Below are 13,643 nucleotides of genomic sequence, written 5' to 3'. Positions count from 1 at the left end.
GTCGAGCGCGGCCAGCCCGCGGCCGATCAGCAGGCGGTCCCAGCGCGAACGGTCCTGGTCCATCAAAAGGATCGGCGCGCCGTCCGGACCCGTGCGGGCGCGCTCGCGCGAGGACTGGATTTCCATCAGCGCGACGAGGCCGTGGACTTCGCCCTCGTCGGGCATCAGTTCCGCCAGCACGCGGCCGAGGCGCAGCGCTTCGCGGCACAGTGTCGGCCGCAGCCATTCGTTGCCCGCGCTCGCGGAATAGCCTTCGTTATAAATCAGATAGATCACCTGCAGCACGGACGCGAGGCGCGGCTTGAGTTCGTCGTCGCGCGGCACCTCGAACGGCACGCGCGCTTCCGCCAGCGTGCGCTTGGCACGCACGATGCGCTGGGCGACCGTCGCTTCCGGCACGAGGAAGGCGCGGGCGATTTCTCCGGTGGCGAGACCGCCCAGCAGTTTCAACGCCAGCGCCGCGCGCGCCTCGGCCGACAGCACGGGGTGGCAGCAGACGAAGATCAGGCGCAGCACGTCGTCGTCGATCTCGCCCGCGGTCTCCTGCGTCAGCGCGGCCAGCTCGGCCGGGTCGCGGAAACTGCCGCCGTCCGCGAGCAGGTTGTCCATCTCCCAGCTCAGCTCGCCTTCCTTGCTGGCGTGCATGGCATGGTGGCGCAGGTGGTCGAGGGCGCGCCGCTTGGCCACCTGCATCAGCCACGCGCCGGGACGGTCCGGCACGCCGTCCGCCGGCCAGCGCTCCAGCGCTTCCAGCAGCGCATCCTGGGCGAGTTCCTCGGCCCGGCCGAGGTCGCGCAGCATGCGGGTCAGCGCGCCGACGATGCGCGCCGACTCCATGCGCCAGACGGCCTCGACGATCTTGCCCGTGTCGGCGCCGCGCGTCATGTCACGGACGGTCCCAGGCCGGTCGATGCGGCCACGGCGCGATCAGCGCCACCGGCCGGACCTCGACCTCGACTTCCGGCCCGGTCGGATAGGGCAGGGTGCGCGCCCAGTCCAGCGCGGCATCGATGGAGGACGCGCGGATCATCCAGAAGCCGGCGATCAATTCCTTGGCTTCCGCGAACGGGCCGTCGATGATGCTGGCGCCGCCGTTCGCCACGCGCACGCGGGCGCCGCAGCGCGCGAGCCACAGCGCAATCGCCAGGCCCGATTCGCCGAGTCCCAGTACCAGTGCGGTTTTGCCGTCGTAGTTCATCTCGGTTACCCCGTTATCAGCGCAGCTTGAGGGTTGAGAAACCGACGAGGACCAGGATCATCGTCACGATCCAGAACCGCACCACGACCTTGGTCTCCTTCCAGCCCTTCTGTTCGAAATGGTGGTGCAGCGGCGCCATGAGGAACACGCGGCGTCCCGTGCCATAGCGCTTCTTGGTGTACTTGAACCAGCTGACCTGGATGATCACGGACAGCGTCTCGGCGACGAACACGCCGCCCATGATGAACAGGACGATCTCCTGGCGCACGATGACGGCGATGGTGCCGAGCGCGCCGCCCAGCGCCAGCGCGCCCACGTCGCCCATGAACATCTGCGCGGGGTGCGCGTTATACCAGAGGAACGCGAGGCCCGCACCGGCCATCGCGCCGCAGAAGATCAGCAGTTCGCCGGCGCCCGGGATGTGCGGGATGAACAGGTATTTCGAATACGTCGCGTTACCGGTGAGATAAGCGAACAGGCCCAGCGCGCCGCCGACCATCACGGTCGGCATGATGGCGAGGCCGTCGAGACCATCGGTGAAATTGACGGCGTTGGAGGCACCCACGATCACGCAGTACGTGAGCGCGATGAAGCCCCACACGCCCAGCGGATAGCTGATGGTCTTGAAGAACGGGACGATCAGGTCGGCCTTCGGCGGCAGGTCCATCGAGAAGCCGGACTGCACCCATGCGAAGAACAGCTGCCACACTTCCCACGGCGTCGCGGCCGACACGGAGAACGCGAGGTACAGCGACGAGGTGATGCCGATCAGCGACATCCAGAAGTATTTTTCGCCCGAGCGCATGCCCTCGGGGTCCTTGTAGACGACCTTGCGGTAATCGTCGACCCAGCCGATGGCGCCGAAGCCCAGCGTGACGACGAGGACTGGCCAGATCAGGCGGTTCGAGAGGTCGCACCACAGCAGCGTCGAGACGCCGATCGCGATCAGCACGAGCACGCCGCCCATGGTCGGGGTGCCGTGCTTGGACAGGTGCGTCTGCGGACCGTACGTGCGCACGGCCTGGCCGACCTTCATCTCGGTGAGCTTGCGGATCACGGCCGGACCGCACAGCATGCCGATGCTGATCGCGGTGATGGTCGCGAAGACGGCGCGGAACGTGATGTAGTTAAAAACGCGCAGCGGACCCAGATAGTCCTGAAAATATTGTGCGAGCCAAAGCAGCATAAGTCTAGTGGGCTTCCTTGCCGGTGTTGGTTGATGCGGTCAGGTGTTGGACCACGCGTTCCATCTTCATGAAGCGCGAGCCCTTCACCAACACAGTTGCGTCAGATTTGCTGCCCAGTTTTTGATCCAGTGCTGCCAATAATTCGTCGAACTGCTCGTGGTGTTGCGCTCCCGATCCGGTCATGTGGCGAGCCAGTTCGCCGGTCGCGAGCACGGTGTCGATGCCGCGGCTTGCGGCATACGCACCGATTTCCTGGTGAAACTCAGGTCCTTGCGTGCCAACCTCGCCCATGTCGCCCAGCACGAGGATGCGCGGCGACGGGTACTGCGCGAGCACGTCGATGGCGGCGCGCACTGAGTCGGGGTTGGCGTTGTATGTATCGTCGATGATCGTGGCGCCGTTCGCGGCCTGCTTGCGCTGCAGGCGGCCGCTCACGGGCGCGAAGGCTTCCAGGCCGCGCACGACGGCATCGACGGGGATGCCCGCCGCGAGCGCGCAGGCGGTGGCGGCCAGCGCGTTGCGGACGTTGTGGACGCCGGCGGCGTTCAACTTGATCGTAAACTCAGCCGCGTCGCCCCCGTGAAAACGGGGGCCCATGCTGACGTCGGGTTGAGGCGCATGTTGCTGGTCCTGCGCGCCCGGCACGGGTTCCCGCTTCCGCGGGAACGACGTAACTTTGAGCTCGCTGCCGAAATCTGTCGTCGTGTACGTCGCGCGCACATCGCAATCGTCGGTCAGGCCGAACGTCAGCACTTCGCGCTCGCCCGCCAGTCCGCGCCACAGGTCGGTGTATTCGTCGTCGCCCGGGAACACGGCCACGCCGTCCGCCGGCAGCGCCTGCAGCACGGCGCCGTTCTCGCGCGCCACCGCTTCCACGGTGTGCATGAATTCCTGGTGCTCGCGCTGCGCGTTGTTGACGAGGGCGACGGTCGGCGCGGCGATGGCGGCCAGGCGCGCGATCTCGCCCGGGTGGTTCATGCCCAGTTCCACGACGGCGGCCTTGTGCGCTTCCGTCAGGCGCGTCACGGTCAGCGGCACGCCGATCTCGTTATTCAGGTTGCCCTGCGTGGCCAGGCGTCCCTCCGCGCCGAAGGCGGCCGTGAGGATGGACGCGATCATTTCCTTGACCGTCGTCTTGCCGTTGCTGCCGGTGACGCCGATGACGGGGATGGCGAAGCGGCGGCGCCAGAAGTTGCCGATGCGGCCCAGCGCGACGAGCGTGTCCGGCACGACGATGGCCGGCAGCGGATAGTGGTCGGGGAGCTTTTCGACGACGACGGCGGCGACGGGCTTGTCGACCAGCTGGCCGAGGAAGTCGTGCGCATCGAAGCGGTCGCCGCGCAGGGCGACGAACAGCGACCCCGGCATCACCTGCCGGCTGTCGGTCGACACACCCTGGAAGTACGCGTCGCGCGTGACGCGCGCGCCCTCGATGGACGACATCACTTGCTCGATCGAGCCACGAATCATCAGACAGTCCTCATCATGGTGAGCCGCGCGGTCAGCGCCAGCGCGGCGTGGTCGGCATCGGAAAACGGAATCTTCCGGCCCTTGATTTCCTGATACGGCTCATGGCCCTTCCCCGCCAGCAGGATCACGTCCGGCTTGGCGGCATGCTTCACGGCCGACAGGATCGCGGCGGCGCGGTCCTCGATGGCCTGGTGCGTCGAGGTCGGATGATGCGGGTCCATGCCGGCCACGATCTGCTCGATGATCGCGCGCGGCTCCTCGCTGCGCGGGTTGTCGCTCGTGACGAGCACGTGCTCGGCCATCTGGGCGATGCGGCCCATCTGCGGACGCTTGCCCGGATCGCGGTCGCCGCCGCAGCCGAACACGCACCACAGCTGGCCGCCCCGCTCCTGCGCGACCTGGCGCAGCGCTTCGAGCGTCTTTTCCAGCGCGTCCGGCGTGTGCGCATAATCGATCACGACCATCGGCGTATCCTGGCCGCCCAGCTGCTGCATGCGGCCCGGCGCCGGCACGAGCGCCTCGACGGCGTCGAGCGCGGCGCGCAAGTCGACGCCTTTCGCCAGCAGCGCGCCCAGCACGGCCAGCACGTTGCTCGCGTTGAAGTGGCCGACCATGTGCGTGCGCGCGACCGCGCTGCCATACGGCGACTCGATGTGGAATTCGCTGCCGTTCGAACGGCTGCGCAGGCTCGATGCGCGCAGCACGGCCACGCCGTCCAGCTCCGGTCGCATTTGCCCCCCCTTGTGCACCGCGCGCAGCGTGTAGCCGAGGACGGCGACATCGGGACGCGCGGAACGCAGGTGCCGCGCGATGCGCACGCCCGCTTCGTCGTCCAGGTTGACGACCGCCGTCTTCAGGCCCGGCCAGTCGAACAACTGGCGCTTCGCCGCTTCGTACGCCGCCATGTCGCCGTGATAGTCGAGGTGGTCGCGCGTGAGGTTCGTGAACACGGCCACGTCGAAGTGCATGCCCGCCGTGCGGTGTTCGACGAGGCCGATCGACGACACTTCGATCGCGAGCGACGTCGCGCCCGCGTCGCGCAGCCTGGCGAGTTCCGACGCGAGCAGCACGGCGTCCGGCGTCGTGTAACCGGTGACGTCGAATTCCGGGTCGGCGCGGCCGCGCACGAGGCCGACGCCCAGCGTGCCGATGACGGCCGTGGTCTCGTTCAAGTGAGCGAGCGCCTGCGCTGTCCACAGCGCGCACGACGTCTTGCCGTTCGTGCCCGTGACGCCGATGGTGAACATGGCTGCATCGGGCGCGCCGTAGACCGCATGCGCGATCGGGCCGGCGTTCTTTTTCAGGTCCCGCGCAGCGAGATGCGGCACATTCAGCGTTTTGTCGAACGCCTGCGCGTCCGACTCCCAGGCGAAATCGCGGTCGTCGAACACGACGGCGGCGGCGCCGTTCTCGATGGCGGAGCGGATGAAGCGGCGGCCGTCGGCAGCCTCGCCCGGATAGGCGAAGAACACGTCGCCGCCGCGCACGCGGCGCGAGTCGGAAACGAGACGGCCGCCTGGTGCGGCGGCCTTGATCCACTGGACGATGTTCGGCGTCTCGGCCATCAATTACTCTCCTCGAGCGGATGTTCCGGAATGATGATGTCGGTGACCGTGGAGTCGGGCGGCACGTTGGCGGCCCGTAGCGCATTCGCGGCCAGCGCCGCGAACGTCGGCGCCGCGACCGCGCCGCCGGTGTGGAACGGTCCGGACGGATCGTCGATCATCACGGCAATGACGAAGCGCGGGTTCGACATCGGCGCGATGCCGACGAAGTTGCCGACGTAGTGCGTCTGCGAATAGCGGCCGTTGATGACTTTCTGCGCCGTGCCGGTCTTGCCGCCGACGCGGTAGCCGGCGACCTGCGCCTGCGACGCCGTACCCTGCGGGCTCACCACCGATTCCACCATCGTGCGGACCTGGGCCGCGGTCTTCGGCGAGATGATCTGCTGGCCGACCGGCTTCTCGGTCACCTTCTGGAACGACAGCGGGATGACGTCGCCGTCGCGCGCGAAGATCAGCCAGGCATGCGCCAGCTGCAGCAGCGACATCGAGATGCCCTGGCCGAACGACATGTTGGCCTTGGCGACGGTCCGCCACGATTTGTAGGGACGCACGCGGCCGGCCGCGGCGCCCGGGAAACCGTAGCGCGGCGCCTGGCCGAAGCCGACCTTGGTGAACATCTCCCACATCTCCTGGGCCGACAGCATCTCCGAGATCTTGGTCGTGCCGATGTTGGACGACTTCTGGATGATCGTGGTGACGTCGATGACGCCGTGCGGGTGCGTGTCGCGGATCGTGTGGCCGCCGGTCTGGTAACGGCCGTTGCCCGTGTCGAACAGCGTGGTCGGCTTGATCAGGCCCTTGTCCAGCGCCAGCGCGACGGTGAACGGTTTCAAGGTGGAACCCGGCTCGAACGTGTCGGTGATGACGCGGTTGCGCAGCTGCTCGCCGGTCAGGCGCGAGCGGTCGTTCGGGTTATACGTGGGCCAGTTGGCCAGCGCCAGCACCTCGCCCGTGTGCACGTCCAGCACGAGGGCGGCGCCGGCCTTGGCGTGGAACTTCTCCACCGCGTCCTTGATGCTGTTGAAGGCGATGTACTGCAGCTTGGAATCGACGGACAGCGTGAGGTCCTTGCCGTCGTGCGGCTCGCGCGACAGGCCCACGTCCTCGACGATGCGGCCCAGGCGGTCCTTGATCACGCGCCGGCTGCCGGTCTTGCCCACGAGGTTCTTCTGCTGCGCGAGCTCGATGCCTTCCTGGCCCACGTCCTCGACGTTCGTGAAGCCGACGATGTGCGCCATCACCTCGCCCTGCGGGTAGTAACGCTTGTATTCCTTGCGGGTGTCGATGCCGTCGATGCCGAGCTTCTCGATTTTGGCGATGACGTCCATCTCCACCTGGCGCTTCAGGTAGACGAAGGTGCGGTCGGAATCGAGCTTCTTTAAGAGGTCGGCCTCCGGCAGGTCGAGCAGCTGCGCCAGTTCGCGCAGCTTCGGACGCGGCGAATTCAGCACGTCCTCGGGGATCGCCCACACGGCCTTCACGGGCAGCGACGACGCGAGCACGATGCCGTTGCGGTCGAAGATCTTGCCGCGCGTGGCCGGCAGTTCGAGCGTGCGCTCGTAGCGGCTCGCGCCCTGCTTCTGGAGGAACTGGTTGGAGACGCCTTGCAGCCACAGCGCGCGCCCGGCCAGCGCGAGGAACGCGGCGAACAGCACGAACAGGACGACGCGCGAGCGCCAGTCGGGCAGGCGCACGGCCAGCACGGGGCTCTTGGAAAACGCCACGCCCTTGGCGGCGGCGACGCGGGATCCGTTGGTGCCGGCCTTCATTTACCGCCTTCCGTCAGGTATTGGGTACGCGCCGGGGACAGCGGTGCCATGTCCAGCTGCGAGCGCGCGATCTGTTCGATGCGCTCGTTCTTGCCGAGGGTGGATTGGTCGAGCTGGAGCTGCGCCCAGTCGATCTCGAGCTGGCGCTGCTGCTGCAGCAGCTTTTCCTGGTCGATGAACAGGTGGCGCGCCTGGTAGCGCGCGTTCACGACCGACAGCGCGCAGCCGACGAGGAGCACCGTCAGCACGACGTTCAGCTTGCCGCTCATCGGGCTCCCTCCGGCGCGTCCACGCCCAGCCGCTCGGCCACGCGCAGCACCGCCGAACGGGCGCGCGGGTTGGCGCCGACTTCCACGTCGGACGGTTTCGTCTTGCTGATCAACTTCATCAAGGGCTTGGGCAAGTCGACGGCGCGGATCGGCAACCGGCGATCCGGTTGCTCGACCTTGGCCTTCGACGCCAGGAACTGCTTGACCATGCGGTCTTCCAGCGAGTGGAAGCTGATCACCGACAGGCGAGCGCCGGGCTTCAGCAGTTCGAAGGCGGCGTTCAGACCTGCTTCAAGGTCCTCAAGCTCTTGATTGATGAAAATCCGGATAGCCTGAAAGGTGCGGGTTGCCGGATCCTTGCCTTTCTCCCGGGTTTTGACCGCGTTTGCCACGATTGCGGCAAGCTGTCGTGTGGTTGAAATTGGTTCGACTGCCCGGCCAGCAACAATCGCCTTTGCAATCTGAAAAGCAAACCGTTCTTCTCCATAATCCCGAATCACCTTTTCCAGTTGTCTCTCCGGCACTTCGGCCAGCCAGGCGGCGGCGGAAATGCCCCGTGTCGTATCCATCCGCATGTCCAGGGGACCATCGTTGCGGAAGCTGAACCCGCGGCTCGCATCGTCGACCTGGGGCGAGGAGATGCCCAGGTCCAGCAGGATGCCGTCGACCTGGTGCACGCCCCGTGCCGCCAGCGCTTCGCGCATCGTCGCGAAGCTGTCGTGCACGATCGAGAAGCGCGGATCGTTCATCTGCTCGGCCGTCGCGATCGCCTGGGGATCCTTGTCGAAACCGATCAGGCGCCCCTCGGGCGCCAGTTTCGACAGGATCAGCCGGCTATGACCGCCGCGGCCGAACGTGCCATCTATATAAGTACCCGCAGCGCGCTCGCCTTCGAGGGCGAGTGCATCGACTGCTTCATCCAGCAGCACCGTACGATGCTGCAAACCGGGCACCGGCTGAGTCACATTCATGCGGCGCCTTAGAAGGAGAAATTGGAAAGGACATCGGGCATGCCACCCGCGACGGCTTGGGCCTCGTTTTCTGCCAGCTTGGCGGCGTCCCAGATCTCGAAATGGGTCCCCATCCCGAGCATCATCACTTCCTTCTCCAAACCAACTGCATTGCGCAGCTCGGGCGAAATGAGCACCCGACCCGCGCCGTCCATCTCGACATCGCAGGCGTTCCCCAGGAAAATGCGTTGCCACGCCCGCGCCGACATCGGCCAGGCGGCGATCTGTTCGCGATGCTCTTCCCACACCGGGCGCGGGAAGAACAACAAGCAACCATGTGGGTGTTTCGTGAGCGTCATACGGCCTTCACATTGCTGCATCAAGGCGTCGCGATGCTTGGCCGGTATTGACATCCGTCCTTTGGCATCGAGATTGATCGCTGACGCGCCCTGAAACACGTTGTACCTAGTTTTGGAGAGTTATCAGTCTGATTATTTTTAGGCGCCGGGAGATACACCGATCTCCCACAAAACTGCACTTTTTGCCACCGTTTCCCACTTTAGAGGAAGCGTTGTCTGTGGTCAAGCGAATTCACGTTTAGAAAACGGCGAAATTGCCAATGAAACCAATGACTTAGCGAACTTACTTGACGGAACCTCAAGTAAAAATGTTGAGCAAAATTAGGCACTTAGGTAAAACAATGCATGTGCCACCTCATCTGCACACATGTGTTTTACCCTTGATAAAGGACAAGACTTGACTGTCAGTAGGTTGCCATATGGCAACACAGACAGCACGGCAGAAAGCGCGATTCGATCACGTGCGCGTTAGAATGAAAGCGAGGCGATCACCCGGCCGTTTCCGGCTCGCTTGACGGTTTTTTCGGGGAGCCCAGTAGTATAAGTGAGTCCGTACTATCGCGCAGGAGTTTTGCCATGAGCCTTACCTTGGCCCGCAGCCGTGCCGTCTACGATCTCAATGAAGTACAGGGCGCGCTCGACCGTAGCCGCGGACGTTCGCCCGAGCTCGAAGCGTTCTACGAACGCATGCTCGAGACCGGCGCCGAACGTTTCGTCACCACCCCCTCTTCCATCGACGCCCTCGACCCGCTGTTCGAGGAATGTCCGAATTTCGACGAAGTGCTGGACGACCTCGCGCGCTATTTGCGCCTGGCCCATGCCGGCGATAAGGGTTTTAACGTCATGCCGATCCTGCTGCTGGGCGGCCCGGGCGTGGGCAAGACCCATTTCGCCAAGCGCCTGGCGAAGGTCATGCACACGGACTGTGAGCTGATCAGCATGAATGCGCTGTCGGCCGGCTTCGTCATCACGGGCAGCTCGGCCAGCTGGCGCGGGGCCAAGTGCGGCAAGGTGGCCGAACGCCTCGTGCGCGGCCAGTTCGCGAATCCGGTGATCGTGCTGGACGAGGTGGAAAAGGCGACGGGCTCCTCGCAATCCGACCCGCTCGCGGCGCTGTATCAGTTACTGGAACCGGAAACGGCCAGCGCCTTCCGCGACGAATTCATCGACGTCGACATCGACGCCTCGCAGATCTTCTGGGTGCTGACGGCGAATTCCACCGAAGGCATCCCGCACCCGCTGCTGAACCGGATGGCCGTCTATGAAGTCCCGGCACCGACGCCGGAACAGGCCGCCGGCATCGCCCAGCGCATGTATGCCGGGCTGCTGCGCGAGCTGAATTTGGCGGCGTTCGATCCGTTCCTGGGCGACGGCGTGCTGGACAAGCTCGCGGGCGTGTCGCCGCGCGACCTGCGCAAGACGTTACTGGATGGGCTTGGCTATGCGGTCGCGGATGGGCGCGCGCACGTGAAGGTGGACGACATCCGCCTCAAGCCCACGCCGGGCAAGGGGCGGATCGGGTTTTAATCAAAGATCAGAACTCTTCCCACTCGTCGCCCGCGCCGGCGCTGGCCAGATGCCTGGCACGCGGCCGCTCTGTCGACGCCTTGGCCGGCGCGGCCGGCTTCTTCCGCACCGGCGGCGCGATAGCCGGCGCCGCCTGTTTCGGCTGCACGGCGGGCACGGTCGCGGCCCGGTCAGGCGCACCGCCCAGCCGGAACACGGCGACGGTCTGCGACAGCTTGGATGCCTGCTCGCGCAGTTGCTCGGACGCGGCGGCCGCTTCCTCGACGAGCGCGGCATTCTGCTGCGTGGCCTGGTCCATCTGGGAAATCGCGAGCTGTACCTGCCCGATGCCGTCGGTCTGCTCCTGGCTCGCGGCGCTGATCTCGCCCATGATGTCCGCCACGCGGCGGATGCTCTCGACCACGTCGCGCATCGTCGTCCCGGCCTGGTCGACGAGCCTGCTGCCGTCGTCCGCCTTCTGGACAGAGTTGTCGATCAGCGCCTTGATTTCCTTCGCGGCGGCCGCGCTGCGCTGCGCCAGGCTGCGCACTTCCGACGCCACCACCGCAAAGCCCCGTCCCTGCTCGCCGGCGCGCGCCGCTTCGACGGCCGCGTTCAGCGCGAGGATATTGGTCTGGAAGGCGATGCCGTCGATGACCGCGATGATGTCGACGATCTTGCGCGCCGATTCGTTGATCGCGCCCATGGTGTCGACCACTTCCGCCATCACCGCGCCGCCCTTCTCCGCCACTTCCGATGCGGACACGGCGAACTGGTTCGCCTGGCGCGCATTGTCCGCATTCTGTTTCACCGTCGACGTCAGTTCTTCCATCGACGACGCCGTTTCTTCCAGCGACGACGCCTGCTCCTCGGTGCGCGACGACAGGTCGGCGTTGCCGGACGCGATCTGCTGCGACGCGGACGCGATGGTCTCCGTGCCGCTACGCACTTCTCCGACGATATTGACCAGCGCTTCGTTCATGTCGCGCAGGGCTTGCAGCAACTGGCCGGTTTCGTCCGCCGAGTGCACCTCGATCCGCGTGCTGAGGTCGCCAGTGGCCACGGTGCGCGCCACGTCGACGGCTTGCCGCAGCGGCCGCGTGATCGAACGCGTGATCCAGACCGCCACGATCGTGCCGAGCACGAGCGCGACGGCCGCCAATCCCATCAGCCACGCGATCGTCGACTGGTACGTCTCCTCGGCACGGTGGCCGCTGTCGAGCACGCGCCTATCCTGAAACTTGATCAATTCCCGCACGGCGTCGAAATAGCCGCGCTGGTCCTTGCGCACCTGGGTCAGCAGGAAGGTCGCGGCTTCCGGCTTTTTACCGGCATCCATCATGTCGAGAAAGGCCTGCTGCGACGTGCGGTACACCTCCCGCGCATCCTGCACGGCTTTCAGCTTGACCTTGCCTTCGTCGGATTTGATCAGTGCCGCCAGCTTGTCGAGATTGACAGTGTTTTCCTGCCTGTTCTGGAGCACGGTCTGCCGTTCCCGCGCCACTTCCTCCGGTTTGTCCCACAACAGCATGTTGCGCATGGCGCGGGCATTACGGTTCACGACATCGAGGCTTTCGTAGGCAACGACCGTTTTCGGATAATCCTCGTCGACGATCCTCGACGTCCCTTCGTTCAGCCGCTGCAGGCTGGCGATACCGAACCAGATGCATGCCGCCAGCAACCCGAGCAGCAGCGCAAAGGCGCCGCCCAGCCGAGTACCGATTTTCCAATGTTTGATATTCATGTCGCCTTCCATTCGTCGGGACCAGCCGGCAGCTTACGTGATTGCATCAAAGCATTGTTTGATGTCGGTCGACGTTGCCGACATGAAAATCCTCAGGCGCCATCCCTCAAGACCGCTTCCCCCGTCCTCGGATTCGTCAGCGTAACGTTCTCGAGCGCTTTGATGCGCCAGGCGCCGGCCTGCCGCGTCAGCACGGCAAGGATCAGCGTGTCGACGGCATGGGGACCGGCCGGATGCGCCGCACCGGCCGCGAGGCGGCTCCAGAAGTGCACGACCGCCGCATCGGCGCCGATCGGGATCACGTCGATCAACGCGTTGTCGAGCGTGGAATCGCTGTAGACGGTGGCGTGGATCGGCACGTGCATCTCGACGATCGCGTCGATGCCGCGTACGTAGCGGCCGAACCGGTTCACGAAGGTCGCATCGTCGTGGAACAAAGTGCGCAAGGCTTCCATGTCGTGGCGGTTCCAGGCGGCCTGGAACGCCAGGGGTGCATCCTCGGGGCGGGTCATGATCGTCATTGGGTCCTCATCGATATTTATTAGTGCATTTCAATGTCCAGCCGGACGGCCCGCCGGGCGGTTGGCCGCGGCCGCACCAGCAAGACCACGATCGCGATCATCGCGACGACGCCCAGCGCGGCCATTCCCTGCACCGCCGCCAGCGCAATGGCCATGTCCGGCCAGCGTTCGGACAGCGGCACGAGCAACGCGATGCCGACGGCACTCCCCAGCTGCTGGCAGGCCGAGGCTGCGCCGGACGCCACGCCTTGCCGGTGTGCCGGGACGCCCATCGTCGCCGTGGCAAACATGATCGTGAACGTCATGCCCATGCCCGCGCTGTACAGCAACAGGCCCGGCAGCAGACCGGCATAACCGCTTGCCGCCGCCATCGCCCAGGCCGTCAGCAGCATGCCGACGCCCCCGGACACCAGGCCGATCAGCAGACCGTGCCGCGGTCCGAGACGGCCCGCAACGCGGCCTCCCAGCGATGACATCACGATGATGACGCAATACAGCGGTACGTAGGCAAGGCCCGCCTGCCAGACCGGAAAATGCAGCACCGACTGAAAATACATGGTCAGGAAATACAGCAGCGAGCCGAACGTGGCACTGAACAGCAGGATCACGGCGAGGCCCGGCGCCAGGCCCGGGGCCGCGAACAGGGACGGCGGCAGCAGCGGGTCGCGGACGCGCTGTTCGATGGCGACGAATCCCGCCAGCAGCAGCACGCTCGCCAGACCCGCCGCGACGATGGGTGCCGCGCCCCAGCCATGTTCGGGACCACGCACGAGCACGTAGACGAGCAGCGTCATGCCGAGCGTACCCGCGAGCGCCCCGGCCGCATCAACGTCGCGCGGTCCGGTGCGCGCCGGATCCGGTGCGATCACGAACCATGCGGCGAGCGTCCCGGCAACGACGAGCGGCACGTTGACGAGGAACACGGCACTCCAGCCGAATGCCTCCGTCAGCAGGCCGCCAGCCAACGCGCCGAGCGCCATGCCGCTGCCGCCCACGCCGGCCCAGACGGACAGGGCGAAGTGTCGTTCGTGTCCCTCCGCGAAGTTGACGGTAATGAGCGACAGCGTGGCCGGAAACAGCAAGGCCGCGCTGTCGCTCATTACCG

Annotated in this window: 13 protein-coding genes; 1 reads left to right on the top strand and 12 read right to left on the bottom strand. The window is 65.8% G+C overall.

Going from position 1 to position 13,643, the window contains the following annotated elements; all coding sequences use genetic code 11:
- The 9 genes from ACEN88_RS11615 to mraZ form a co-directional block, all read right to left on the bottom strand.
- A partial coding sequence (locus tag ACEN88_RS11615) for an RNA polymerase sigma factor (RefSeq protein ID WP_413339745.1) occupies positions 1–885 on the bottom strand: 885 nt, incomplete at its 3' end.
- Between the two features lies 1 nt (position 886).
- On the bottom strand, positions 887–1,198 hold the full coding sequence (locus tag ACEN88_RS11610) for a YciI family protein (protein WP_413339743.1): 312 nt from the start codon (positions 1,196–1,198) through the stop codon (positions 887–889).
- 16 nt (positions 1,199–1,214) lie between these two features.
- The gene (gene mraY / locus ACEN88_RS11605) at positions 1,215–2,384 is read right to left on the bottom strand and encodes a phospho-N-acetylmuramoyl-pentapeptide-transferase (protein ID WP_056122815.1); all 1,170 of its coding nucleotides are present in this window, start codon (positions 2,382–2,384) and stop codon (positions 1,215–1,217) included.
- 4 nt (positions 2,385–2,388) lie between these two features.
- Positions 2,389–3,855, bottom strand: coding sequence for a UDP-N-acetylmuramoyl-tripeptide--D-alanyl-D-alanine ligase (locus tag ACEN88_RS11600; protein ID WP_413339742.1), 1,467 nt, complete (start codon positions 3,853–3,855; stop codon positions 2,389–2,391).
- Positions 3,855–5,420: a UDP-N-acetylmuramoyl-L-alanyl-D-glutamate--2,6-diaminopimelate ligase gene (locus tag ACEN88_RS11595; RefSeq protein ID WP_413339740.1), complete on the bottom strand. Its 1,566-nt coding sequence runs from the start codon at positions 5,418–5,420 to the stop codon at positions 3,855–3,857. Before ACEN88_RS11595 ends, ACEN88_RS11600 begins: the two co-directional genes overlap by 1 nt.
- On the bottom strand, positions 5,420–7,189 hold the full coding sequence (locus tag ACEN88_RS11590) for a peptidoglycan D,D-transpeptidase FtsI family protein (RefSeq protein WP_413339739.1): 1,770 nt from the start codon (positions 7,187–7,189) through the stop codon (positions 5,420–5,422). Before ACEN88_RS11590 ends, ACEN88_RS11595 begins: the two co-directional genes overlap by 1 nt.
- On the bottom strand, positions 7,186–7,458 hold the full coding sequence (gene ftsL, locus ACEN88_RS11585) for a cell division protein FtsL (RefSeq protein WP_413339737.1): 273 nt from the start codon (positions 7,456–7,458) through the stop codon (positions 7,186–7,188). Before ftsL ends, ACEN88_RS11590 begins: the two co-directional genes overlap by 4 nt.
- Entirely contained in the window at positions 7,455–8,429 is a 975-nt protein-coding gene (gene rsmH / locus ACEN88_RS11580; protein ID WP_413339735.1) for a 16S rRNA (cytosine(1402)-N(4))-methyltransferase RsmH, read from the bottom strand. Before rsmH ends, ftsL begins: the two co-directional genes overlap by 4 nt.
- 8 nt (positions 8,430–8,437) lie before the next feature.
- Positions 8,438–8,866 (bottom strand): division/cell wall cluster transcriptional repressor MraZ, encoded by a 429-nt coding sequence (gene mraZ / locus ACEN88_RS11575; RefSeq protein WP_036229930.1) that lies wholly within the window; start codon positions 8,864–8,866, stop codon positions 8,438–8,440.
- A gap of 477 nt (positions 8,867–9,343) precedes the next feature.
- Between mraZ and ACEN88_RS11570 the strand changes: the two genes are divergently transcribed.
- A complete protein-coding gene (locus ACEN88_RS11570; protein WP_413339734.1) occupies positions 9,344–10,294 on the top strand; it encodes an AAA family ATPase in 951 nt (316 codons plus the stop codon).
- 7 nt (positions 10,295–10,301) lie between these two features.
- Here ACEN88_RS11570 and ACEN88_RS11565 read toward each other — a convergent pair whose 3' ends face one another.
- The 3 genes from ACEN88_RS11565 to ACEN88_RS11555 all read right to left on the bottom strand — a co-directional run.
- Positions 10,302–12,017, bottom strand: a complete 1,716-nt coding sequence (locus tag ACEN88_RS11565; RefSeq protein WP_413339733.1) for a methyl-accepting chemotaxis protein — start codon at positions 12,015–12,017, stop codon at positions 10,302–10,304.
- A 92-nt stretch (positions 12,018–12,109) separates the two neighbouring features.
- Entirely contained in the window at positions 12,110–12,538 is a 429-nt protein-coding gene (locus ACEN88_RS11560) for a YybH family protein (protein WP_413339731.1), read from the bottom strand.
- Positions 12,539–12,558: 20 nt separating this feature from the next.
- The coding region (locus ACEN88_RS11555) for an MFS transporter (protein WP_413339729.1) at positions 12,559–13,643 on the bottom strand (1,085 nt) is incomplete at its 5' end.

The organism is Massilia sp. CT11-108, from assembly GCF_047302915.1.
Classification (GTDB): domain Bacteria; phylum Pseudomonadota; class Gammaproteobacteria; order Burkholderiales; family Burkholderiaceae_D; genus Telluria; species Telluria orientalis.
The sequence above is the reverse complement of the archived record's forward strand: the minus strand, read 5'-3'. Positions and strand labels throughout refer to the sequence as shown.